The sequence below is a fragment of the Corticimicrobacter populi genome, assembly GCF_003123725.1.
Lineage (GTDB): Bacteria > Pseudomonadota > Gammaproteobacteria > Burkholderiales > Burkholderiaceae_B > Corticimicrobacter > Corticimicrobacter populi.
In genome coordinates this window covers 630,762-654,364 of record NZ_QETA01000001.1, presented here as the reverse complement: position 1 = coordinate 654,364, position 23,603 = coordinate 630,762, and the positions used below count along the sequence as shown (strand labels likewise).

At 61.4% G+C, this 23,603-nt stretch carries 20 protein-coding genes; 4 read left to right on the top strand and 16 right to left on the bottom strand.

What is annotated here, in order from left to right; all coding sequences use genetic code 11:
* Nucleotides 1-85: 85 nt before the first annotated feature.
* The 6 genes from DD235_RS03160 to ytfE form a co-directional block, all read right to left on the bottom strand.
* Nucleotides 86-469, bottom strand: a complete 384-nt coding sequence (locus DD235_RS03160; protein ID WP_146193401.1) for a hypothetical protein — start codon at nt 467-469, stop codon at nt 86-88.
* A gap of 359 nt (nt 470-828) precedes the next feature.
* Nucleotides 829-2,007, bottom strand: a complete 1,179-nt coding sequence (locus DD235_RS03155; RefSeq protein ID WP_239990011.1) for a M20 aminoacylase family protein — start codon at nt 2,005-2,007, stop codon at nt 829-831.
* 21 nt (nt 2,008-2,028) lie between these two features.
* Nucleotides 2,029-2,652, bottom strand: coding sequence for a TetR/AcrR family transcriptional regulator (locus DD235_RS03150; protein WP_204524180.1), 624 nt, complete (start codon nt 2,650-2,652; stop codon nt 2,029-2,031).
* Between the two features lie 133 nt (nt 2,653-2,785).
* On the bottom strand, nt 2,786-3,199 hold the full coding sequence (locus DD235_RS03145; protein WP_109060569.1) for a hemerythrin domain-containing protein: 414 nt from the start codon (nt 3,197-3,199) through the stop codon (nt 2,786-2,788).
* A 131-nt stretch (nt 3,200-3,330) separates the two neighbouring features.
* The gene (locus DD235_RS03140; RefSeq protein WP_109060568.1) at nt 3,331-5,661 is read right to left on the bottom strand and encodes a nitric-oxide reductase large subunit; all 2,331 of its coding nucleotides are present in this window, start codon (nt 5,659-5,661) and stop codon (nt 3,331-3,333) included.
* Complete coding sequence (gene ytfE, locus DD235_RS03135; RefSeq protein ID WP_109060567.1) at nt 5,654-6,340, bottom strand: iron-sulfur cluster repair protein YtfE; 687 nt, start codon at nt 6,338-6,340, stop codon at nt 5,654-5,656. Before ytfE ends, DD235_RS03140 begins: the two co-directional genes overlap by 8 nt.
* 244 nt (nt 6,341-6,584) lie before the next feature.
* Between ytfE and norR the strand changes: the two genes are divergently transcribed.
* A complete protein-coding gene (gene norR, locus DD235_RS03130) occupies nt 6,585-8,168 on the top strand; it encodes a nitric oxide reductase transcriptional regulator NorR (protein ID WP_109060566.1) in 1,584 nt (527 codons plus the stop codon).
* A 22-nt stretch (nt 8,169-8,190) separates the two neighbouring features.
* Nucleotides 8,191-8,490, top strand: coding sequence for a MafI2 family immunity protein (locus DD235_RS03125; protein WP_204524179.1), 300 nt, complete (start codon nt 8,191-8,193; stop codon nt 8,488-8,490).
* 52 nt (nt 8,491-8,542) lie between these two features.
* Here DD235_RS03125 and aldA read toward each other — a convergent pair whose 3' ends face one another.
* The 4 genes from aldA to DD235_RS03105 all read right to left on the bottom strand — a co-directional run bounded on the left by aldA (nt 8,543) and on the right by DD235_RS03105 (nt 13,376).
* Entirely contained in the window at nt 8,543-9,976 is a 1,434-nt protein-coding gene (aldA, locus tag DD235_RS03120; RefSeq protein ID WP_109060565.1) for an aldehyde dehydrogenase, read from the bottom strand.
* A gap of 43 nt (nt 9,977-10,019) precedes the next feature.
* On the bottom strand, nt 10,020-10,823 hold the full coding sequence (locus DD235_RS03115; protein ID WP_109060564.1) for an aldolase/citrate lyase family protein: 804 nt from the start codon (nt 10,821-10,823) through the stop codon (nt 10,020-10,022).
* A gap of 19 nt (nt 10,824-10,842) precedes the next feature.
* On the bottom strand, nt 10,843-12,030 hold the full coding sequence (gene rhmD / locus DD235_RS03110; RefSeq protein ID WP_109060563.1) for an L-rhamnonate dehydratase: 1,188 nt from the start codon (nt 12,028-12,030) through the stop codon (nt 10,843-10,845).
* A 62-nt stretch (nt 12,031-12,092) separates the two neighbouring features.
* Nucleotides 12,093-13,376, bottom strand: a complete 1,284-nt coding sequence (locus DD235_RS03105; protein WP_109060562.1) for an MFS transporter — start codon at nt 13,374-13,376, stop codon at nt 12,093-12,095.
* Between the two features lie 282 nt (nt 13,377-13,658).
* Here DD235_RS03105 and DD235_RS03100 point away from each other — a divergent pair, with 282 nt between their 5' ends.
* A complete protein-coding gene (locus tag DD235_RS03100) occupies nt 13,659-14,618 on the top strand; it encodes a LysR substrate-binding domain-containing protein (protein ID WP_193519538.1) in 960 nt (319 codons plus the stop codon).
* An 82-nt stretch (nt 14,619-14,700) separates the two neighbouring features.
* Here DD235_RS03100 and ilvD read toward each other — a convergent pair whose 3' ends face one another.
* Nucleotides 14,701-16,539: a dihydroxy-acid dehydratase gene (gene ilvD, locus DD235_RS03095; protein ID WP_109060993.1), complete on the bottom strand. Its 1,839-nt coding sequence runs from the start codon at nt 16,537-16,539 to the stop codon at nt 14,701-14,703.
* A gap of 63 nt (nt 16,540-16,602) precedes the next feature.
* Nucleotides 16,603-17,526, bottom strand: a complete 924-nt coding sequence (locus DD235_RS03090; RefSeq protein ID WP_109060560.1) for a LysR family transcriptional regulator — start codon at nt 17,524-17,526, stop codon at nt 16,603-16,605.
* A gap of 141 nt (nt 17,527-17,667) precedes the next feature.
* Between DD235_RS03090 and DD235_RS03085 the strand changes: the two genes are divergently transcribed.
* On the top strand, nt 17,668-18,075 hold the full coding sequence (locus DD235_RS03085; protein WP_109060559.1) for a RidA family protein: 408 nt from the start codon (nt 17,668-17,670) through the stop codon (nt 18,073-18,075).
* Nucleotides 18,076-18,132: 57 nt separating this feature from the next.
* On the opposite strand, the gene DD235_RS03080 is transcribed toward DD235_RS03085, so the two are convergent.
* From DD235_RS03080 to DD235_RS03065, 4 genes are all read right to left on the bottom strand, one after another.
* On the bottom strand, nt 18,133-19,512 hold the full coding sequence (locus DD235_RS03080) for an alpha/beta hydrolase-fold protein (RefSeq protein WP_109060558.1): 1,380 nt from the start codon (nt 19,510-19,512) through the stop codon (nt 18,133-18,135).
* Entirely contained in the window at nt 19,512-21,959 is a 2,448-nt protein-coding gene (locus tag DD235_RS03075) for a TonB-dependent siderophore receptor (RefSeq protein ID WP_239990010.1), read from the bottom strand. The genes DD235_RS03080 and DD235_RS03075 overlap by 1 nt, the downstream gene beginning before the upstream one ends.
* A gap of 93 nt (nt 21,960-22,052) precedes the next feature.
* A complete protein-coding gene (locus DD235_RS03070) occupies nt 22,053-23,030 on the bottom strand; it encodes a FecR domain-containing protein (RefSeq protein WP_109060556.1) in 978 nt (325 codons plus the stop codon).
* A 2-nt stretch (nt 23,031-23,032) separates the two neighbouring features.
* Nucleotides 23,033-23,557: a sigma-70 family RNA polymerase sigma factor gene (locus DD235_RS03065; RefSeq protein ID WP_109060555.1), complete on the bottom strand. Its 525-nt coding sequence runs from the start codon at nt 23,555-23,557 to the stop codon at nt 23,033-23,035.
* Nucleotides 23,558-23,603 lie beyond the last annotated feature (46 nt).

The window sequence follows — 23,603 nt, the reverse complement described above, 5'->3', positions numbered from 1 at the left end:
CCACACTCAGGAAATATGCAGCGGCACTGGGCAAAAGGCTGGAAGTACGATTCATCTGACCGCCTTCCCGCCCCTGCTCTATGGATCAGTTGTGGCTGGCTTTCCAGGAACCATCGGCCTGCTTGCAGAACCAGTACTTCCAGTTTTCGTCTGTATTGGCCTGGCTGACCTTGGCATCCAGCAGGCGGCAGGTCCCTGCCGAATCGGTCTGTACGGTCTGCTGCGGGGTCAGCACGATATGCACGGGCGTCCGACGGGTGCGAGTGCTCTGGCTGCTGGTCCACTCGGTCGGTTGACCATCGGCCATGTCATTGAGCACGACACCCACGGTCGCCTGCAGTGATGGCGTATCTGCCGCCGGAATACGGGAAATGATCGATTTGTTCAGAAACGACAGCGGTGCCGCCCCCGACAGTGCAGGCATGACGCCCACGGTCGCCAGCACGCAGCAGCCCAGGATTTTTTTCATATGGTTCTCCTCAAACACGCCAGGCTGGTGCGCCAGCCCATCTGACGCTGCGGATCCCTGCCGACGGGCAAAATCATACACCACCCGGGATGCCCGATTGCGGGGCCTGAAAAGCAACAGGGCCAACCGTTTTTGGCGGTTGGCCCTGTTCCATTCTTTTTTTTATGGGGTACTGCTTTTTGTTGCCGTCATTTGCGGCTGATCGCCCTGCTTCGGGGCGTGTCTCCTCACCTGCATGAAACGAATTGTGCACCACCAAGGCGCAAAACACACTAGGGGAATGCCCTAGGTTGGTGCCTCTTGCACATTTACGGATCACCTGATTCAGTGACAAGCCCGATCATGGGCGAACTGCATGCTCAGTCTTCAAGCCCCAGTTTTTCATGCACGATCTGGATGAACATCCGCATGCCAACGGGCAGTACCGCATCATTGAAATCGAATTTCGGATGGTGGCACATGTGTCCGCCCTGCCCCAGGAAGAAATAGGCACCGGGCTTGCGCTCCAGCATGTAGGCAAAATCCTCGGCGGCCATCAGCGGCGGGATATTGCGAACCAGATTCTCCTCTCCCACCACGGCCTGGGCTGCGCTGATCACCGTATCGACCGGCCCGTCCGCATTGACCGTAGGCGGCGAAGTCTGCAGGTGCTCGAAAGCGATGCGGCAACCGTACTGTTTCTCGGCCCCTTCGCAAAGTTCGCGCAGGCGACGGATGGCCGTATCCTGTGCCGTCCGGCTCAACGTGCGCACCGTCCCTTCCATCGAAGCCGTGCCGGGGATCACATTGATCGCGCTGCCTGCGTGGAACTGGCAGACGCTGATCACCGCCGTCTCGAGCGGATCGATGCTGCGACTGGCAATGGTCTGGATTGCCTGAACCAGGGCACTGCCCACCACAATCGGATCAATGGTGCGATGTGGCGATGCAGCGTGGCCCCCTACCCCATCTATCGTGATACGGAACAGGTCACAGGCGGCCAGCGTGGCACCGTAGCGCACCCCGACCTTGCCGGGCTCCAGCGGCGGATGATTGTGCAGGCCATACAATTCCTCGCAGGGAAACCGCTCGAACAGGCCATCGTCCATCATGGCGATTCCACCCAGCAACGCCTCTTCGGCAGGCTGGAAAATCAGGTTCAGCGTGCCATGAAAACGCCGATGACTGGCGAAGTAGCGTGCCGCCCCCAGCAGGATGGTCGTATGACCATCATGACCACAACCGTGAAATACATTGTCCTTGCCCGAGGCGTGCGGTGCGCCGGTCTCTTCATGCATGGGCAACGCATCCATGTCTGCCCGCAGGCCGATTGACGGCCCATCACCCAGTTCGCCGTGGATGACGCCCACCACGCCGGTACCGCCGATGCCGGTATGGGTTTCGATACCCCAGGATTGCAGTTGACTGGCCACGAAAGCCGCTGTCTCGTGCTCCTGAAAGCCCAGCTCCGGATTGCGATGGAACATGCGCCGCCAGGCCGTCATGTCCTCGATCCAGTCCTGGTCGGGTTGCGGGGCGGTGAAAGAAGGGTGCGACAAAACGATGTTCTCCTGAAAAACTCAACCGCCGTAGCGGAATATCCTGACGATCTGACGACCGATATCCTGCGGCGAAAGCCGCTCCTGTCGATACCAGATGCTGACATTGTTGAGCAGCGTCAGCAACAGCAGGCGATAGACCTGCCGATCGCATGCGGGGTCCAGCGGCAGAGCGCCGACCAGATCCCGAAAAAGCTGCTCGAACTTGTCGCGCTTGGCCACCAGCCGCTCGCGTATTTCGGGCGGTACGGCATTGAAGTCGCCCATCAGCGGCATGGTCAGCGAATCCGGATCGAGCTGGATCTCCATCATGGCAATGCAGGCCGCTTCGAGCCGCGCCCAGGGTTCATCCTGGGGGGCCACGGCCGCCTTGACACGGTCCTCGGCCACTTGCAATGCCATGTCGTGGATGCTGACGAACAGCGCTTCCTTGGACTTGATGTAGTGGTACAGCGAACCGCCCAGCAGGCCGACTTTTTCACCGATGTCACGCACCGAGGTGGCCGCATAACCGCGCTCGGCAAACAGGGCGGCAGCAGCTTCGAGTACCTCGCGATGGCGTTCGCTCAACCCCTCCATCGGCAATGCACCGCTGAACCTGCCTTTGACAAAACGCCCTGCTTCCCCGGTTTCCTTGCGCGCCATGCTTGCGTCAACCTTCTGATGATGATGGCCGGCCATGCTCCAGCGGCCGACAGGTTCATCTGTATAGCGTTTTCCCCGAAAACGGTCAAATCAGGAAAGCATTCAAAAATCTGGCCAAACGATCAGGCAAGCATCATTCCAGCGCTTCGACACGCGGATAGAACTCCTTGTCCTCGCGTTTCATACGCTCGAACACCTGGCGCAGGACCGTATTGGCGTCATGGCGGAATCCCGCTTCGTCCTGTTCGAGGCGGCGCGGCGTATTCCAGCGCAACGCGAACCCCTCGTAGGCCGCGGCAATCGACTGCATTTCATCCTGGTAATGCCGGCCCAGTTCGGCCAGCCCCTGGTCACCCTGACGTTGCAAAGCCGGATACAGCGCCCGGTCCTCGACGGCCAGATGCAGCTTGATGACCGAACTCATGGCCACGATGCGACGGGCGATCCGCTCTGCATTGCGGGCCACGCCATCGTGGGCCAGCTTGCGCAGCTCGGCGATGCTGTCGAGGATATCGAGATGCTGATGCTTGAATTTATCGAGGTTCATGAGTTTCTCCATGTATGTCTATAAAGCAAAAAGCCTGCCGTCGAGATCCGAACGGCAGGCTTTCTTGGGGAATCTGACCGGGCATGTCATGCACCCGGCCATCGATTCGCACTCAGGGCAAGCGTCTTTGCTTACTCCGAGCAACTCCCGCAGCAACCGCCGCTGGCATGTGTGCTGCTCTTGCCTTCGAGCGATGCGGCAGCCACACCATGTGCCGGCGCACGGCTGCTGAGCAAGCCGCTGATGACCTGCCAGGTGACCGACAGCGCCCCTACGATGAACACCATGTCACCGAAGGTCCGCACCCAGCGCAGCGTCTGCAGAATATCCTGTTGCAGGAAAGCTTCGCTGCGGGCAAACCACATACCCTCACCCACGCTGGCGTGGAACTGGATCAGACCGATCGGCAGCAGGCTGGTGAACATCATCAGAGCCAGACCGATATTGAGCCACCAGAAGGCACGCTTCATCAGGCTTTCATTGAAGACCATCTGCGGACGGATGTAGCGCAGTACCAGCAGGGTAAAGCCCAGTGCCAGGAAGCCATAGACGCCGAACAATGCTGCGTGTGCGTGCACTGCCGTGGTGTTCAGGCCCTGGATGTAGTACAGCGAAATGGGCGGGTTGATCATGAAACCGAAGACACCGGCACCCAGCATGTTCCAGAAGGCCACGGCCACGAAGAACATCAGGGGCCACTTGACCTTTTCCATCCAGGGAGCGCGGAACTTCAGGCGCCAGTTTTCCCATGCCTCATGACCCAGCACCACCAGCGGCACCACTTCGAGCGCGCTGAAGCTGGCACCCACGGCCATCACCGGCGTGGTCGTACCCGAGAAGTACAGGTGGTGGAACGTACCGGGCACACCACCCAGCATGAACAGCGAAGCCGAGGCCAGGCTGGCAGCCGTTGCCATGCGGTACGACACCAGCCCCAAGGTCGAGAAGATGAAGGCCAGCGCCGTCGTGGCGAACACTTCAAAGAAGCCTTCCACCCAGAGGTGCACCACCCACCAGCGCCAGTATTCCATCACCGACAGGTGAGTGCGCTCACCGTACATCAGGCCAGCACCGTAGAACAGGCCGATTGCCACCACCGAAGCGGTCAGCAGGGCCAGCAGGTTCTTGTCGCCATCCTTTTGCTTGAAGGCAGGGGCAATACCACGCGCCATCAGGACCAGCCAGAACACCACACCCAGGAACTTGCCGATCTGCCACAGGCGACCCAGTTCCACATACTCGTAGCCCTGGTGACCCAGCCAGAAGTTCAGGTTCTCGGGCATGATCTGCGCAATCGCCAGATAGTTACCCGTATAGGAACCCACCACCACCACGACCAGTGCCCAGAACAGGATGTCCACGCCCAGCTTCTGGTACTTCGGATCCTTGCCGCCATTGATCAGCGGGGCCAGGAACAGGCCGGCGGCCAGGAAGCCCGTGGCGATCCAGAACAGCGCGCTTTGGATGTGCCAGGTACGCAGCAGCGAGTACGGGAACCAGCGCGACAGCTCGATGCCATAGAAATGCTGACCTTCGACCGTGTAGTGCGCGGTTGCCCCGCCCAGGAACACCTGGAACGTGAACAGTGCCACTACCAGAAACAGGTACTTGCCCAGTGCGCGTTGCGACGGCGTCAGCGGCACCAGCGTAAGCGGATCACGCTTGGGCGCTTCCGGCTCGGCATGGTCTTCCTTGCGCAGGAAGGCCCAGCCCCACACCAGGAAGCCCACACCCGCCATCATGATCACGACGCTGAGGATGGACCACATGACGTTTTCAGGCGTCGGCTTGTTGCCGATCAGGGGTTCGTGCGGCCAGTTGTTGGTATAGGTGGCTTCCGAGCCGGGACGCTGCGTGGCAGCCGCCCATGCCGTCCAGAAGAAGAACGCAGCCATCTGCTCGCGGCGCTCGGCGCTGGGCAGGGTGTTTTCCTTCATGGCATAGTTGCTGCGCGTGCTCTGGAACTCGGGATCGTTGCCGAACAGGCGGCTGTAGTACTCGGCGGTCTGTTCGATGGCCTTGGCGCGACGCGCCGACAGCAGCACCGTACCGCTGTCTTCGTTCCAGGTGTTGCGACGATATTCGGCCTTGAGCTTGGCTTCCAGCACGGCCTTTTCGCTATCGGACAGTTGCGCGACCGGCTTGCCGTATTCCTCTACCGAAGCCAGTTCCATCCAGGCAACCAGTTCGCGGTGCAGCCAGTCAGCCGTCCAGTCGGGAGCCTGGTAGGCACCGTGCCCCCAGATCGAACCGACCTGCATGCCGCCGGCCGATTGCCAGGCAGTCTGGCCGTCGAGCACGGTGTCGTGGGTGTACAGCGTATCACCGCTGCCTTCCACGACGTATTGCTGCGGGATCGGCGGCGCGACGCGATAGACCTCGGCCCCGTAGTATCCCAGCAGGGAAAACGTGACGATCAATACGCCGATCAGCGTAAACCATAGTTTGCGGTACTCACCCATGCTGCACCTCGCCAGACATCAACGCCCGTTCGGCGTTCTCGAAAAGTATGTTGTTTTCAAGATGGATATGTTCCATCAGGTCCTCCTTAAAAGTACGCAATCCCAAATAAAGCGCACGCCAGGTATTGCAAGCACCCGCCGGCAACGTAATACCGTGCGTCAGTGCATCCAGCCGCTCAAGTTCGGCACCATGCTGGTCATGCTCCATACGCATGACCATGATCGGCCCCTCTACCGGCGCAGCAGCGTTGCGGCGCAGGATGGGGAACAGAATCATTTCTTCCTTGCGCATGTGACTGTCCAGCTCATGCTGGATGTCTTCCAGCAATGCGGCCAGGCCATGCGGGCAATCAGGACTGTCCTGATGCACTTCCTCCACACGCTGCGCCAGGCGGCGCAGTTCGGGCAACTGTTCGCGATGCACGGCGTGATAGCGCACCAGGATGTGATCGATGAGCTCGGCCGGCTCGGTCTGAGTCCAGTCATGTCCTCCCGGCTCGGACGCCTGCGTCTGGAGCTGACGAGCGACGTCCTGCGGATCGATGCTCAGCGCACTGGCTGCTTCCTGCAGGGTGCGCTTGCCGGCGCAACAGAAATCCAGTCCATACTGATGAAAGATCCTGGTCGCTCCCGGTATGGTGCGAGCCAGCGCACCCAGCGACGTGTTCAACATATCCATTTAGATACTCCTGAAAAATCATCTCCTTCAAAGCAAGATCCGTGCCAACAAATATTATTCTTTAATATCAAATGGATAAAAATAAACAGGTATTTTTCACCACTCCAGACCCAGGGTAGTAAAAACCCTTATAGGTAAAAAATACCGTACCATGTGCGCATCCTGTATCCTGTCGGCCCAATGCAATGCGCCGCCGCACGCCGCCGCCCAGCTTCCCGTTTGTCCTGACGCCTGTATCTGCTGCATGATCGAAGACCTGCTCCTGACTGACCTGACCGTTGAACTGCCCAAGGCTGTCCGCCTGCAAAGACTGGTTTCCGCCCTGCAGGCCGAATTCCATTGCGGTGCTGTCGTCCTGCTCCAGCTTGAAGAAGACGCCCTGCGGCCGGTCGCGGCCTGCGGTCTGGTACGCGAGGCCTTGGGACGGCGTTTCATCGTGGCTCAGCACCCCCGCCTGGCCGCCATCCTGGCGCGACGCGATCTGACCAGTTTTTCCCATGACAGCACCCTGCCCGACCCCTACGACGGCCTGCTGGAAAACCATGCGGGTGCGCCCATGCCGGTACATGACTGCATGGGGATCAGCCTGTATGTGGAAAGTCGGCTCTGGGGGGTGCTGACGCTCGATGCCCTGCAGGTCAATACCTTCGATCAACCAGCCCGCGATGCCGTGCGGCGCTGCACGGCCGTAGTCGAGGCGGCCATCCGCGTCACCCGGATCGAGCAACAGATCCATGCCCTGCGACTCAACCGCCAGGCCGACCCCGTGCCCGGCAAGGCCGCAGACAGTGGCGCAGATGCAGAAATCATCGGCCAGAGCGGTGCCCTGACCGCCTTGTTGCAGGAGCTGGATGTCGTGGCCGACTCCAGCCTGCCGGTTCTGTTGCTGGGAGAAACAGGTGTTGGCAAGGAACTGTTCGCACGTCGCCTGCACCGGCTGTCGCCGCGCCGCAACCATCCGCTGATCCACGTCAACTGCGCGGCACTGCCCGAATCACTGGCCGAAAGCGAGCTGTTCGGCCATGCCAAAGGTGCCTTCTCGGGCGCGACTACCGAACGCCCTGGCCGCTTCGAGGCCGCCGATGGCGGCACCTTGTTTCTGGACGAAGTCGGCGAGTTGCCGCTGTCGGTACAAGCCAAGCTATTGCGCGCCTTGCAGAACGGCGAAATCCAGCGCCTGGGTGCCGATCACCCGCGCCAGGTCGATGTGCGCATCATCGCCGCCACCAACCGGCAATTGCAGGCAGAGGTCAGCGCCGGTCACTTCCGGGCCGATCTTTATCATCGTTTATCGGTCTATCCAGTACCGATCCCGCCGCTGCGCGAGCGCGACCATGACGTGCTGCTGCTGGCAGGCCATTTTCTGGAGCTCAATCGTACCCGGCTTGGCCTGCGCAGCCTGCGGCTTTCACCCGAGGCCGAGCAGGCACTGCTGGCCTATCGCTGGCCCGGCAATATCCGCGAGCTGGAGCATGTGGTCAGTCGTGCCGCCATCAAGATCATCAGCAAGGGCGCGCAGCGCAGCGATATCGTGACGCTGGGTGCCGAACTGCTGGATCTGGATCTGAATGGACTGGCTACAGAGCCAGCAGCACAACACGCCGCAGCATCATCGGAACACCCGACCGCACCGATGGCGCTGCCCGTATTGCCGGGCCTGACCTCGGCCGTACGACCCCTGCGGGATGTGATGGATGACTGCCAGCGACGCTGCATCGAACATGCGCTGCAGGCAGCCCAGGGTAACTGGACGCAGGCAGCGCGCCAGCTCGACGTGGATGCGAGCAATCTGCACAAGCTGGCGCGGCGACTGGGGCTGAAGGCGTGAAGGTTAAAGACGTGAAGCACGCATGAGCATTCATCTATCCCGAGCCGTGCAGCTTGCCATGCTGGGTGAAGTTCCCCACACCCTGCGTTTCCTGTATGTTTCACTGATCGACCAGCAATTGAACTTCCATGCTGTTTTTACTGACGACGCCTCTGAAGATCATATTGAATCTGCACATCGCGTGCTGACAGAAATCATGACCCACTGCCCCGCGCATCTTTCAGTCAATGAGAAAATCGAGCTTGACAGCGCACAGCCATGGAAAATTGGCCTCGGTGAACACCTCATGTATCTGAGATATGGCGAGTTAAGCCCTGCATAGTGACGCCAGATTTATGGCTGGGAACCTCGCGGCCCCAGCCCAATACATACGCTTACCCCTGCAGATACACCACCTGGGTATGCGTATATTCGTAGAGTCCATGCTTGCCATCGGCACCGCCCACGCCGGACTTGCGTACGCCGGCATGGTAACCCTGCATGGCTTCGAAGTTCTCCCGGTTGATATAGGTTTCGCCAAAATCGATTTCACGCATGGCCTGCATGGCTTTTGACAGATCCTGCGTGTAGAGCGAAGAGGTCAGGCCATATTCGCAATCATTGGCCAGTGCAATGGCCTCGTCCAGGTCTTCGACGATCTGGATCGGCAGGACCGGGCCGAAGATCTCCTTGCGCATGATATCCATGTCGGCACGGCAGTTGGCCAGCACCGTCGGCTGATAATGGAATCCCTGCCCCAGATCGGCCACTGCGCCACCGGTCACGACCTGCGCGCCATCGGCCACTGCCTGGCGCACCTTGGCCGCCACACTGTCCAGGCCTTTCTGATTGATGAGCGGTCCCATATCCACATCGGGCTGGGCCAGGGGATCGCCATAGCGCGTGGCCGTCATGGCCTTGCTGATGCGCTCGATGAAGGCATCGGCAATCTTGCGCTCCACATAGACACGTTCCGCGCAGTTGCAGACCTGCCCGGTATTGATGATACGCGAGTCGCGAATGGCCTTGACCGCCAGATCCAGGTTGGCATCGGCCAGCACGATGGCAGGTGCCTTGCCACCCAGCTCCAGGTTCAGCTTGGTGATGTTGTCTGCCGAAGCGGCCTGGATGCGGGCTCCCGTAGCGACACTGCCGGTAAAGCTGATCATGTCGATACCACTGTGCGCGGACAGCACGCCCCCCGTCGCGCCCTGCCCATACACCACATTGAAGACACCGGGCGGCAGATCCACCTGCGCCAGCAACTCGGTGAAAGCATGGCAGTTGATCGGTGTTTCTTCGCTGGGCTTGATGACAATGGCATTGCCCGTCACCAAAGCCGGGGCCATCTTGCGGGCAATCAGGAAAAACGGAAAATTCCACGGCAGAATGCCGGCCACCACACCCAGCGGCTTGCGCAGCAGAAAAATGCTTTCATTCGGACGATCACTGGTCAGCACTTCCCCTTCGATACGACGTGCCCAACCGGCCATGTAATCCAGATAATCTGCCGTGAAGTTCACCTCGACCTCTGCCAGCCCCAGGATCTTGCCCTGCTCCTGGGTGATGATGCGGGCAATGTGCGACACGTTCTCGCGCAGCTTGCCGGCGATGCGATGCAGATACTGTGCCCGCTCGATGGCAGGCTTGCGTGCCCAGCCTTTCTGGGCAGCGCGCGCGGCGGCAATGGCCTGATCCACATCGGCAGGCGTGGAGAGCGGCGAGCGGGCCAGCAGCGCGCCCGTTGCAGGGTTCGTCACCTCATGGAAATCACTGCTGTCGACAAACTGACCATTGATGTAATTGCGCAGAACCGTTGGGGAAGTCATTGCTTTGTCTCCTTGTCTACTTTGGTTGTCAACCTGATGTTTTTTAATATACACGCGATACCGGCGCTGCCTCCACAGACTGTCCCTTGTGGCTGGCCAGGTTAGTCATGGCAGCCAGACGCAATAGACTAATGTCTATGCCCACTGCCACGAACTTGCAGCCCCATTCGGCATAGCGCCGGGCATCATCCACATTGGGTGCCAGAATGCCGCAGGCCTTGCCCTGCGCCCGCACGGCATCAATGGTCTTGCGGATGGTGGCCTGCACCTCGGGGTGGCTGGCATCACCGGCATGGCCCATGCCGGTCGACAGGTCGGCGGGGCCGATGAATACCGCGTCCACCCCCTCCACTGCGGCGATGGTCGCAGCATTCTCCACACCCAGGCGGGATTCGATCTGCACGATCAGGCACAGTTGCTCATGGGCTGTCTGGATATAGTTCGGCACGGCATCCCAACGCGTGGCGCGGGCCAGGCCGCCACCCACGCCCCGGATTCCGAAGGGAGGGTAGCGCGTGGCCTGTACCAGCGCCGTGGTCTGAGCAGCTGTCTCTACCATAGGCACCATCAGCGTCTGGGTGCCGATGTCCAGCAGTTGCTTGATCAGCGTGGCATCACCATTGACTGCCCGCACAATAGGCTGGACCGAATAAGGAGCCACCGCCTGCAGTTGCCCCAGCAAGGTCGGCACGGTATTGGGTGCATGCTCGCCGTCGAGCAGCATCCAGTCATAGCCGGTGGTTGCCACGATCTCGACGGCATAGGGCGTCGTCAATCCGGCCCAGATGCCATAGAGCGTGTCCGGCCCCGCCAGGGCCTGCTTGAAAATATTTCGAGGAAGTTGCATTGCAAGTGCTCCTGTCGGATCAATGGGTATAGGGTCGATGCAGTTGGCACTCGGGATTGAGATCCACGCCAAAGCCGGGCTTGTCCAGTTCGGAAATCCGCATGCGGCCATTCACCGGCACCGGTTCGCCCAGCAACTGGGGATGGAACATCGGCAATACCTCATCCGCCTTCGGAGCCATCATCAGGAACTCGGCAAACGGACTGTTGTGCCGCGTTGCCACGAAATGGTAGCTGTAGACGCTGGAACCGTGCGGAATCACCAGAGCACCATGCGCATCGGCCAGCGCCGAAATCTTCAGCAGCTCGGTCACACCACCACACCAGCCCACGTCGGGCTGGATGATGTCGCAGCAGCCCATCTCCAGCAGCATCCGAAAGCCCCAGCGGGTTGCCTCGTGCTCACCCGTGGTCACCAGCATGCCCTTGGGAACATTCTGGCGCAGCGCCGCATAGCCCCAGTAGTCATCAGGCGACAATGCCTCTTCTATCCATTTCAGACCATATTCCTGCGCTCCCTGGGCCAGACGCGTGGCGTAGTTCAGATCCAGGCTCATCCAGCAGTCGAACATCAGCCAGAAATCCGGCCCGACCCGCTCACGCATCACGCACAGTTCTTCCAGGTTCTTGCGCAGGCCCTCCTCGCCTTCGCTGGGGCCATGATGCAGCGGCAGCTTGCCGCCGATGAACCCCATTTTCTGAGCCAGGTCGGGGCGCGCACCGGTCGCATAGAACTGCAGTTCATCACGTACGGCACCGCCCAGCAACTGGTGTACCGGCTCCTGGCGTACCTTGCCCAGCAGGTCCCACAACGCCAGATCCACACCGGAAATGGTATTGATGACCAGCCCTTTGCGTCCATAGTAGAGCGTGGACAGATACATCTGCTCCCAGATCCGCTCGATATCCGTCACCCTGGCCCCTTCCAGGAAACGGGCCAGATGCTTTTCAACGATATAGGCTGCCGGCTCGCCCCCCGTGGTCACGGCAAACCCCACGCTGCCATCGGATGCCTCGATCTCCACGACCAGCGTGCCCAGAACATTGATGCCGAAGCTGCGGCGGCTCTGCCGGTAGGCCGGGTACTTGCTCATCGGTGTGGCAATGTGATCGTCGATCCAGTGCCCGTCGGACTGGTCGTGATAATCGGCTCCCCCGCCCTTGAGCGTAAAGGCGCGGACATGTTTGATGGTGGGCACATTCTTCATGATCTATTCTCCGTACAAATATATTTTTCAACGAAAGCCTGCTGCGGTCGGGCCACCACCCATCAGGCGGCAGTGCGGTGCGCACGCACCTGCAGCACCAGAAAGGCAGCGAGCACCGTCGTCCCTGCCAGCAGGTACAGACCGGCAGCCTGGGACTGAAAGACCGTTTCGGTCCAGTTCTTGACGATGGGTGCCACAAAGCCCCCCACGGCACCAAACGAATTGATCAGCGCAATGCCGCCCGCTGCCGCCGTGCCGGCCAGCATGTTCGACGGGAATGTCCAGAACACCGGCTGCACCGCGATAAAGCCTGCTGCAGCAAAACACAGCGCAATAATGGCCAGGGCCGGGCTGCTGACACTCACCGAGGCCGCCATGCCAAGGGCCGACATCACCAAGGTCAGGCTGGCGATCCTGGCATGACGCTGGGTACGGTCGGCCCAGCCCGGAATCAGCCAGGCAGCCAGCAGTGCACATACCCACGGAATGGCAGACACAATCCCTACTGTCAGGCCCACCTTGGTCCCCAGCAGACCCGCCACCTGGGACGGCAGGTAGAACACCACGCCATACACACTGGCCTGGATCAACAGGTAGATCAGCGCCAGGTACAGCACGCGGGGCTGGGTCATGGCCGCCAGCAGGTTGTGGCCATGCTGCCCCTTGCTGCTGTTTTCCGCAGCAATCATGTTGCTGACCAGGTCACGCTCGGCCTGCGTCAGCCAGGCGGCATCCCTGGGATGATTGGTCAGGTAAAAATAGGCCCAGATGCCGACTGCCGTGGCCAGCAGACCTTCGACCATGAACATCCATTGCCAGCCGTGCAAGCCTCCCGCCCCGTTGAGATCCAGCAGCAGCCCCGAAAGCGGACTGCCGAAGATAAACGCCAACGGCGCACCGAAATAAAAGAATCCCATGGCCTGCGCACGATGCGCAGCCGGGAACCAATAGGTCAGGTAGAGGATGACGCCGGGGAAAAAGCCGGCTTCGGCCACACCCAGCGCAAAACGCAGCACATAGAAGATCGTTTCGTTATGCGCGAACATCATCGCCGCAGAGATCAGGCCCCAGCTGACCATGATGCGACACATCCACATGCGCGCCCCTACCCGGTGCATGATCAGGTTGCTGGGCACTTCCAGCAGCGCATAGCCGAGGAAGAAGATGCCGGCCCCCAGGGCAAAGGCGGCATCGCTGATACCGGTGTCGGCCTGGTAGGCCACCTTGGCAAAGCCGACGTTGGCGCGATCCAGGAAAGCCATGATGTACATGAGCAGCAGGAACGGCAGCAAGCGCCAGGAAATCTTGGCCAGCAAGGGTGCAGGAAGTTTGTTTACAGTAGTCACGACAATTCCTTAGGCAAAAGAAGCCCCACACGCGCTGACCAGGGTCAGCTGCGCATAATGACAGACAGATGAGGAAAATGAATGCGGCAATACCCCCGCCAGCCCTGCCGCATGAGCAGGACCGGCGAGGCCGCATCAGCCGTGACCGAAATGGATAAGTGTGTTCATGTGATGTCTCCTTGGTATTTTTTTACTTGGTATGCATGACAGACTTTATGGGGATGAGCGATACTTGGCAAATCAGAATTTAGCCATATCCGATACCTTATAGTTATCAATAAAATGCCTCAGAACGCACCCGATCTGACCTCGCAGCGCAGCCTGCTCAACCGCTTGCGCTACAAGCACCTGCACCTGCTGGCGGTGCTTGGCTCGAGCCAGAACCTGCATCGTGCCTCGCTGACGCTCAGCATGTCGCAGCCTGCGGCAACCCGCATGCTGAGGGAAATCGAAGACATGTTCGGTTGCCACCTGTTCGAGCGCCTGCCACGCGGCATGCGCCCGACTGCTCTGGGACGTCAACTGGTCAAGTTTGCAGAGGCATCGCTCAATGGATTGGACCGTTGTGCAGAAGACCTTGCCATGCGCCAGAAAGGCGGCTACGGCTACCTCTCGATAGGCACCATCATGGGAGCCGCTCCCGATCTGGTGATGACAACGGTCGCCAGGATCAAGGCCGACAACCCGCAATTGCGCCTGCGCATCATGGGTGACACCAGTGACCAGTTGCTGAAACTGCTCGAGCAACGCCGCATCGACCTGGCCATTGCCCGCCGCAACTATTTTTCAGGTGAGGACCCATACGTTTTCGAGGAACTGGGCAATGAGCGGCTGGTGCTGGTAGTGCGCAGCGGGCATCCGCTGGCACGCCGACGCAAGATCCAGTGGCAGGAACTGGTCAACGACTGGCCCTGGATCCTGCAGCCCACCTCCAGCCCGGCACGGATCGCGCTGGACCAGCATCTGGATCATCTCAGCCTGCCCGTCCCGTCAGACATCACCGAATGCAGTTCGGTCTATTCGATGCAGCAACTGATCCAGCTGACCGACGCGATCATGCTGCTGTCGGAATCTGCCCTGAAAGACTACCTGCGCATGGGGCTGGTCAAGGCCTTGCCGATCCGGCTGGATATTCCCATGGCACCGTTCGGCATCCTGACCCGGGCCCATGAGGCCCCCACGCAGGAACAGAAGCACTTCATCGAGCTGCTGCGCCAGCAGGCCGATCGCGCGCTTTCTTAAAAAAACAAGGCCCAAACGCATCGGGCCTGTTGCATGCTGGAGAAGAGCGGCATTTCAAGCGTGAAACGCCCTCCCGTACCCGTCAGTCGCCCAGCATTGCCTTGTCACGCACACCGCCCTTATCGGCACTGGTCGCCAGCAACGCATAGGCCTTCAGGGCCGTGCTCACCTTGCGTGGGCGCGGCTCGGCGGGCTTCCAGCCCTTGGCATCCTGTGCAGCACGACGCTGCGCCAGTTCGGCATCATCCAGCAGCAGTTCGATACGACGCTGCGGGATGTCGATCAAAATACGGTCGCCTTCCTGCACCAGCCCGATCGCCCCCCCTGCCGCCGCTTCCGGCGACACGTGTCCGATGGACAGACCCGAGGTGCCACCCGAAAAGCGGCCATCGGTCAGCAAAGCGCATTGCTTGCCCAGTCCCTTGGACTTGAGGTAGCTGGTGGGATACAGCATTTCCTGCATGCCGGGGCCACCCTTGGGCCCTTCGTAGCGGATCACCACGATATCGCCAGCCTTGATCTCGTCGGCCAGGATGCCCTTGACCGCGGCGTCCTGGCTCTCGAAGATGCGGGCATTGCCTTCGAACACCAGGATGGACTCGTCCACGCCCGCCGTCTTGACCACACAACCATCAAGGGCGATATTGCCGTACAGCACGGCCAGACCGCCCTCGGCGGAGAAGGCATGCGCCACGTCACGGATACAGCCACCCGCGCGGTCCAGATCCAGCGTCGGCCAGCGCGTCGACTGGCTGAAAGCGACCTGTGAGGGAATCCCGGCCGGGCCGGCCTTGAAGAAGGTATGCACGGCCTCGTCCTGCGTCTGGGTGATATCCCAGGTGGCAATGCCGTCGGCCAGCGTGGTGCTGTGCACCGTGGGTACATCGGTGTGCAGCAGGCCGCCACGTGCCAGCTCGCCCAAGATGGCGAAAATGCCGCCGGCACGGTGCACGTCTTCCATGTGGTACTTGGGCGTGTTGGGGGCCACCTTGCAGAGCTGCGGCACCTTGCGCGAGAGCGCATCGATGGCATGCAGGTCGAAATCCAGCTCGGCTTCCTGTGCCGCAGCCAGCAGGTGCAGAATGGTATTGGTGGAGCCACCCATGGCGATATCCAGCGTCATCGCATTCTCGAACGCCTTGCGACCGGCGATGTTGCGCGGCAGAACGGATTCATCGCCCTGCTCGTAGTAGCGACGGCACAGTTCCACGGCCAGGCGACCCGCGCGCAGGAAGAGTTGTTCACGATCAGAGTGCGTTGCCAGCGTGGAGCCGTTGCCCGGCAGGGCCAGGCCCAGTGCCTCGGTCAGGCAGTTCATGGAGTTGGCGGTGAACATGCCCGAACAGCTGCCGCAGGTCGGACAGGCACTGCGCTCATACTCGGCCACGGTGTCATCGGAGGCCGAGCTTTCGGCAGCGATCACCATGGCATCGACCAAATCCAGGCGATGTTCGGACAGCCGGCTCTTGCCGGCTTCCATCGGCCCGCCCGAAACGAACACCACCGGGATATTGAGGCGCAGCGCAGCCATCAGCATGCCCGGGGTGATTTTGTCGCAATTGGAGATACAGACCAGCGCGTCGGCACAGTGCGCATTGACCATGTATTCGACCGAATCGGCGATGATTTCGCGGCTAGGCAACGAGTACAACATGCCGTCATGGCCCATGGCAATGCCGTCATCGACCGCAATGGTGTTGAATTCCTTGGCGACGCCGCCTGCCTTTTCGATCTCGCGTGCCACCAGTTGCCCCAGGTCCTTGAGGTGGACATGACCGGGCACGAACTGGGTAAAGGAGTTGGCGATGGCGATGATGGGCTTGTTGAAATCGCCATCTTTCATGCCGGTGGCACGCCACAGGGCACGCGCACCGGCCATGTTGCGGCCGTGGGTCGAAGTCTTGGAACGATAGTCAGGCATGATGATCGCGTGGCAAGTAGGGCTGAAACGGAAAGCGTACATTCTACGCCATCCATCGAGGGGTCAACCCGGTCTTGGAGAAACAGGCATCTGCAGTGCCATGATCTCGACAACCCACTCGATGAACACGCGCAGTTTGGCACTGACATGCCGGTTGGGCGGAAACGCGACATACATCGGCATCGGATCAAGATGCCAATCCTCGAACAGCGGCAACAGCTCGCCGCTGGCCAGATGTGCCCTGGCCATGTAGTCCGGCAACCACAGCACACCCAGGCCCGCCAGACCAGCAGCAAGATAGGCATTGCCATCATCGACCGCCACGCTATAACGGCCTTGTACCTGGAGGTGTTCACCTTCACGGTGCATCAGGTACGGAAAGAGCTTGCCGGTCCGTGCCCAGCGAAACCCCACGATGCGATGCTGCGTATTTTCCAGTTCCTGCGGGTGCAAGGGCAGACCGGTACGCGCCAGATAACCCGGCGCGGCATAGACCCCCAGTTGCAGATCACCCACGTGCCGCGCCATCAGCGACTGATCGGTCAATTCGCCCCCCCGCACGACACAGTCCACGTTTTCACCGATCAGGTCCACCATGCGGTCGCTGACGCCCATATCAAGCTGGATCTCGGGAAAACGAGCATGAAACGCCGGCAGTGCCGGTATCAGAATCAGGCGTGCGAACGGGCTGGGCACATCAATCCGCAACCGCCCTCGCGGCGAAGCCGAAGCGCCCGACAGGCTGGTCTCGGCATCGTCGATATCGGCCAGTACCCGTATCACCCGCTCGTAGTAGGCGGCCCCATCGGCAGTCACGTTGACCTTGCGTGTGGTCCGATTGAGCAGCCTGACACGCAAACGCGCCTCCAGTTGCTGCACTAGCTGCGTCACGCTGGTCCGGCTCATGTGCAGTGTTTGGGCGGCCTTGGTGAAACTGCCGGTCTCTACTACCCGGGCAAATGCCTGCATCGCATCGAAACGATCCATGTGCGCTCCTCGCCTTGGATTATTCGTATTTTACAAACAATGATGAGCAGGATTGCCTGTTTATCGGCACTCGGGTGCACGTTTACAGTCCTCTCATGGCCGACGACCGCCCGGTGTCGGCGCTTCAATACAGGAACTGCCATGCAAGCACGCGATGTTGTCTTTCCCTCTGGTCGTCAGGCGCTCTATGAACGCAACCGCTATTCGCCTGCGATCCGCTCCAATGGTTTCCTGTTCGTGTCGGGACAGGTCGGCAGCCGCGAAGACGGCTCTCCCGAGCCGGATCTGGAAGCCCAGGTACGTCGTGCATTCGACAATCTGAACGCCATCCTGGCGGCAGCAGGCAGCTCGTTCGATGACGTTATCGACGTCACCATCTTCATGGTCGATCCTGCGTCGAAATTCGAAACTGTCTGGAAGATCGTGCCGGAATACTGGGGACAGGCACCGTACCCGACACTGACTGGCGTCGGCGTGACCTGGCTTTATGGATTTGATTTCGAGATCAAGGTGATCGCCAGAGCCCCAGAGGGTGTTGCAGCGCGCTGAGTCGACGGGAATGCGCCCCTGTCACAGGCGCAGCAGCAGCAGCTTTGCCCCCCTCGCCTACCTCGCCGCGCAGGCGCGCTGCCACGCCTCGGCCACCTGTTCACCGGCCTGCGGCGTGCCCGCATCGGCCAGCAGATTGAGCAATCCGCAGGCGATTGAGCCCTGCCACTGCAGGTAATCATGCCCGCCGGCAAACTCGCTGTAGTGGGATCGATACCCCTTGGCCGCCAGCGCCTGCTGCATGATCCGGTTGGTGCCCAGGATATCGGCCGGTCGCCGGCTGCTTTGCTCGAACAGCCCGGCATCGTGATAGATGCGGACAGGCTGCGCCGGCATCTCCTCGACCAGCCGCATCATCCAGCCGGGTTCGGGCTGCGCCTCGCCTGCAGGTGCCTGCGGTGCCCACCAGAACGAACCGGACATGCTGAGCACGTTGCCGAACCATTCAGGGTGCTGCAACCCGGCATACAGCGATGCCAGTCCGCCATAGCTGGAACCGGAAATCACGGTCGCATCCGCTGCCGTCCAGACGCCCTGGGTATCGCGCAGCCAAGGCATCAGTTCCTGGGCCAGAAACACCTGAAACTCGGGATTGGGCGGCAGTTCACGACCCCGTGCGCGGATATCCGGATTCTCGATGAATACCGCCGCCATGGGTGGGATCAGGCCATCGGCCCGTAGGTTGTCCAGGATCGTCGGCACCATCCCGGCATAGGCATGCGCATCGAACACCAGCAGCAATGCCTGTCCAGGCTGCCCCTGACGCCAGTCGGCGGTGCGATATAGCGTGATATCGCGCGTGTTGCCCAGTACCTCGCTGGCAAACGCATGGCGCTCCGTTTCTCCACCCGGCCCCTGCGCACGCGGCTCGACCCAGGGCTGCGGCGGCGCGCCTGCCAGGATCAATGCCGAACGCGGTTGCGGTGCCTGTCGCGCCGCCACGACGGTATGACCGGCATAGTGCACCGGGTTGAGTGGATCGGTCTGGGCAGTTTGCCGGATCGCGGCCTGGCGCTGTTCCGGCTTGTCCGGGTCCAGGCCCGCCACGGCAGGCGCAAGCTGATAGGCCATCCGGCTACGATCCGGCAGGCGATAGCTGCGATACCAGATATCGCTGTCGCCCCACTGCAGCATGGGATCATGATCACCCGAAGGACTGCTGACCACGCGCACGCCACCTTCCTGCCCACGCCAGAGAAAAGTCACCCAGCGCTCGCCCGGTGCTCCGTCTACCGGCTCGATCAGCGGCGCACCACCCTGGGCATGCACCGCCTGCCAGAAAACGCCGCTGTCCTGCCCGGACGACAACGGCGGCAGGCTTTGCTGCAGAAAAGGGCTATCCAGTTCGGGCTGGCTGTCGGTTTCTGCCCACACCGCTGCGGGCGAGAGCAACGCAGGCAACAGGCCAGCCATCAGAAAAGAAAAATGCCGGGTCATCAGAATCCTATGGTTGCAGACAGCTTGAACGTACGCGGCGCATTGAGCGTCGCAAACCCCTCGTTGAACGAACCTTCCCAATAGCTGCGGTCGGCCACGTTTTCGACGGCTGCGCGCAGCGTGACATCACGCCCACCGATGCGGGTGGCATAACGCAGGCCGGCATCGACGCGGGTCCAGCTCGGCAACGAGTAGGTGTTGGCATTGTCCACGAACTGCCGGCCCGTGTACACGACGCGGCCACTGAGCGTCAGCCCCTGGATACCGGGAATATCCCACTCCAGACCGAGATTGGCATTCCACTTGGGCATGCCATAGCGGGTATTGCCATCCAGCACGCCATCGGCCGTGCGCGTCAGTTGCACACGGTTGTACGACGCACCACCCAGCACACGCCACGCAGGCGTCAGCTCGCCAAACACATTCCACTCGATGCCCCGGCTGCGCTGTTCACCATCATCCGTATAGTGATAGCTGCTCCCCTCGTCCACCTTGATCATCGAAGGGCGTTCCAGTTGATACAGCGACAGGGTCTGCGTCCAGCTGCCGATATCCCACTTCACCCCCGTCTCGATCTGGCGCGAACGGAACGGCTTGAAAACCTGGCCGTAGTTGCTGGCCCCCGTATCAGTTACCGTCCCACCCTGGCTGAGGCCCTCGATGAAATTGGCATAAAGCGCCAGATCCGGCCCCCAGGGCTTGACGACCAGCCCGATGGCGGGCGTCAGCGCGCGCTTGTCGTAATCACCGGTCAGAGCCCCGCTGTTCTGATTCCAACTGCGCGATTCCACGCGCTGCAGCCGGGCTCCCAGGGTCAGCCTGATGGCATCATCGGCAAAGGCCAGCGTATCCGCCAGCGCCAGACTGGTCAGCCGGGTATCGCCGGTCTTGCGCGGATCTGCCGGACGAGGTGCCAGCACGGGATCGACCGGATCGTAGATATTGGAGTCATAGCCCGCCCCCGTCGTGGAGCGGTTGCGCGAATTGATCGACAGCAGCGTGGCACTCATGGCCACTTCGTGGCGCACGGCACCCGTCTCGAAGCTGCCACGCAGGCCCGTCTCGCCCGAACCGACCGTGCGCCCGCCTCGCTGCTGATAGGTTTCCCCGCGATAATCCCCAGCCGTATTGATCAGGCGACCCCGGGTACCGTTGAGATAGCCGCTGTAATCGGAATGCGCGCTGCCGAAGGCCGCATAGGCCGTCCAGCGTTCACCCAGGTCATACTCACCACGCACCATGACCGCATCCGAACGCTGGCGGGCATGAATGCCGCGCAGGATATTGGTCTTGTTGTCGGGCGGCGTCACCACCGTCTGGATATTGGACAGCCCCACCATCATCGGACTGCCCCCGCGTGACTCTTCCTCGTCGTAGAACGCATCCAGCGACAGCCGCACGCCATCGCCACGCCAGTCCAGCGACAGGGCCGCCAGATCGCGCTGCTTGGACTGCCCGTCAACGCCGGTATCGCCCTCGCGCCAGGCACCATTGAAGCGCACTCCGAAACGATCCTGGTCGCCAAAGCGGCGACCGATATCGACATGCGTGCCGATGTTCGAGTCGGACACATAGTCCACGGTCAGATCGGTCACGGGCACATCGCCGGCACGCTTGGGCACGATATTGACCATGCCGGCCACGTTGCCGCCGGGTGCCATGCCGGACAGCAGTGCCGACGGGCCGCGCAGCACTTCGACACGCTCCAGGAACTCGGTCGGGATGTGTCCGTCCGGAGCCAGTCCATACAGCCCGTCGAAAGCCACGTCGCTGGCGTTGATATCCTGGCCCCGGATCGTGAAGTTCTCGTACACATGCCCAGCCGAGGTCGTGAAACGCACGCTCGGATCGCTCTGCAGCACCTGTGCCACCGTGGACGACTGCATGTTCTGGATATGCTCGGCCGTATAGGCGTTGATGGTAAAGGGGGCGTCCATGAGATCGGCATTGCCCAACATGCCCAGCCGCGCACCCGATGCCACCTGCCCGCCGGCATAACCCGGCGGCAGGTCTGACGCACGACGCCCCGCCACCGTCACGGCATCCAACGTGGACACCGCCCCGGCCGGGATCGCGCGCAGGCCATAGCTGCCGCCCTCCCGTGCCACGGCCTCGAGGCCGCTGCCTGCCAGCAAGGCAGCCAGCCCGCCGCGCACGTCATAGCTGCCGCTCAGCCCTTGCGTATGCAGCCCCCGCGTCAGAGCCGGATCGAAAGACAGCACGATGCCCGCCTGCGCGGCAAACTGCCCCAGTGCACTGCCCAGTTGTCCGGCCGCCACCCGGTATTCCCGCACGGCTGCGCCGCCCTCCTGGGATTGGGCCAGCGCCACGCGAGGCATCACCCCCACCAGCGAAACGGCCATCATGCCGGCCAGCGCCATGCCTATGGCCTGGGAAAGCCGGGCGGTTCTGAAACGCCCCATACGGGTTGCATAGTTCTGTGTCATACGAGATCCGAGTGAGTGAAAAACGGGATTGATCACTCATAAGTCGTACGAAAAATGAAAAGGGACAACGCTCGACCGCAGCCAGCCGAAAAATCATTGCCCCCGCAGCGATACGCTGACCCAGTAACGGGTCATGCGCTGCACCTCCACCGGCAAGGCCCACTGCAAGGCCGCCAGAGTACGATCGGTATCATCCAGCGAGAATGCACCGGAGATACGCAGGCTGGCTGCCTCCGGCGCACAGCGCAGCACACCGCTGCGATAGCGCGACAGCTCGTCGATGAAGTCACCCAGCCGCCAGTCATCGACCACCAGCATGCCGCGCGTCCAGCCGTCATCAAGCGCAGCGCGCTGGCGGCCAGCACTCGTATCGACGACACCATCGCGCCCCACCCAGGCATGCTCACCGGCCTCAAGAATTTGCCTCTGCCCAGCCTCACGATGCGGCAGCACCTCAACCCGATGCGACAGCACCCCGACATAATCCGCCTCGGCGTTGGTACTCACCACAAAGCGGGTTCCCAGGGGTACGATGGTGGCGTGGCGGCCAAGCACCCTGTCGCGCCCCGGACCTTCGTGTCCGGTCGTGACCATGATGCGCCCCTGATGCAAAACGATGTCGCGCCCTGTGGGCGTTTGCCGCAGATCAAGCGCCGTGCCACTGTCGAGCAGCACTACCGTCCCGCCGGGCAGGGTAAATTCACGGCGCTCACCCACGCCGGTGCGGTAATCAGCCGCCCAGCCTCTCCAGAGTGCCTGCTGCCAACCCGCCAGGCCGGCCACGCCCAGCACCATGCCCAGCGCAGCACCTTTGCGCAGCAAGCCGCGACGGCCGGCCCGCAGCCCCTCGGCCCGCCTCAGCGCCTCGACATGCAGGTGGGCATGCTGCTCTTCCGGTGCCCGGAATGCCGCGCGCATCTGCTCGACGCGCCGCCACATGCCGGCATGGGCCGGATCGGCCGACAGCCAGGTGGCATGCGCCAGGCGGTCTGCCTCCGTCACCTGCTCATCACAAAGGCGGGCGTACCACTGCGCAGCCTCCTTCAAAATCCGTTCGCGAGCGTCCTGCATGTTCAGGACACCAGCATGAGGCGCAGGCAATGCTCGGTCGCTTTGGCCATGTATTTCTTGACCGAACTAACCGTCACACCCAATCGCGTGGCAATCTCGGCATAGCCCAGCCCTTCGAGCTGTGACCATAGAAAAGCCTGCCGGACACGCGGCCCCAGGCCATCCAGCATGGCATCGATCTCGATCAGGGTTTCGAGCAGCAACAGCCGTGTTTCCGGCGAAATGGCAACCGCCTCAGGCTGCTGCGCCAGCGTTTCCAGCCAGGCCCGCTCCAGCGTGCGACGGCGCAGGTAATCGACGACGGTACGCTGCGCCAGGGTGGCCAGAAAACTGCGCGGCTGGCGCAGTTCTGCCAACCGGCCCAGATTGTCGGGCGAAGCCAGCACCTTGACGAAGGTATCCTGGGCCAGGTCGGCCGCCTCGGCGCTGCTGTCGACGCGGCGCAGTATCCAGTTGCGCAGCCAGCCATGGTGTTCGCGGTAAAGCAGCCCGAGCGCCTGCCGCGAGGTTTGCTCGAACTCAGACATGTGTGCACGATGCGTGCATGATCGCATCCATCCCGAAACAATGATC

Excerpts from the sequence above, each read along its gene's own strand:
- DD235_RS03160 (WP_146193401.1), bottom strand. The coding sequence starts at position 469 with ATGAAAAAAATCCTGGGCTGCTGCGTGCTGGCGACCGTGGGCGTCATG.
- DD235_RS03150 (WP_204524180.1), bottom strand. The coding sequence starts at position 2,652 with ATGGCGCGCAAGGAAACCGGGGAAGCAGGGCGTTTTGTCAAAGGCAGG.
- DD235_RS03145 (WP_109060569.1), bottom strand. The coding sequence starts at position 3,199 with ATGAACCTCGATAAATTCAAGCATCAGCATCTCGATATCCTCGACAGC.
- DD235_RS03140 (WP_109060568.1), bottom strand. The coding sequence starts at position 5,661 with ATGGGTGAGTACCGCAAACTATGGTTTACGCTGATCGGCGTATTGATC.
- ytfE (WP_109060567.1), bottom strand. The coding sequence starts at position 6,340 with ATGGATATGTTGAACACGTCGCTGGGTGCGCTGGCTCGCACCATACCG.
- norR (WP_109060566.1), top strand. The coding sequence starts at position 6,585 with ATGATCGAAGACCTGCTCCTGACTGACCTGACCGTTGAACTGCCCAAG.
- DD235_RS03125 (WP_204524179.1), top strand. The coding sequence starts at position 8,191 with ATGAGCATTCATCTATCCCGAGCCGTGCAGCTTGCCATGCTGGGTGAA.
- aldA (WP_109060565.1), bottom strand. The coding sequence starts at position 9,976 with ATGACTTCCCCAACGGTTCTGCGCAATTACATCAATGGTCAGTTTGTC.
- DD235_RS03115 (WP_109060564.1), bottom strand. The coding sequence starts at position 10,823 with ATGCAACTTCCTCGAAATATTTTCAAGCAGGCCCTGGCGGGGCCGGAC.
- rhmD (WP_109060563.1), bottom strand. The coding sequence starts at position 12,030 with ATGAAGAATGTGCCCACCATCAAACATGTCCGCGCCTTTACGCTCAAG.
- DD235_RS03100 (WP_193519538.1), top strand. The coding sequence starts at position 13,659 with ATGCCTCAGAACGCACCCGATCTGACCTCGCAGCGCAGCCTGCTCAAC.
- ilvD (WP_109060993.1), bottom strand. The coding sequence starts at position 16,539 with ATGCCTGACTATCGTTCCAAGACTTCGACCCACGGCCGCAACATGGCC.
- DD235_RS03090 (WP_109060560.1), bottom strand. The coding sequence starts at position 17,526 with ATGGATCGTTTCGATGCGATGCAGGCATTTGCCCGGGTAGTAGAGACC.
- DD235_RS03085 (WP_109060559.1), top strand. The coding sequence starts at position 17,668 with ATGCAAGCACGCGATGTTGTCTTTCCCTCTGGTCGTCAGGCGCTCTAT.
- DD235_RS03080 (WP_109060558.1), bottom strand. The coding sequence starts at position 19,512 with ATGACCCGGCATTTTTCTTTTCTGATGGCTGGCCTGTTGCCTGCGTTG.
- DD235_RS03075 (WP_239990010.1), bottom strand. The coding sequence starts at position 21,959 with ATGACACAGAACTATGCAACCCGTATGGGGCGTTTCAGAACCGCCCGG.
- DD235_RS03070 (WP_109060556.1), bottom strand. The coding sequence starts at position 23,030 with ATGCAGGACGCTCGCGAACGGATTTTGAAGGAGGCTGCGCAGTGGTAC.
- DD235_RS03065 (WP_109060555.1), bottom strand. The coding sequence starts at position 23,557 with ATGTCTGAGTTCGAGCAAACCTCGCGGCAGGCGCTCGGGCTGCTTTAC.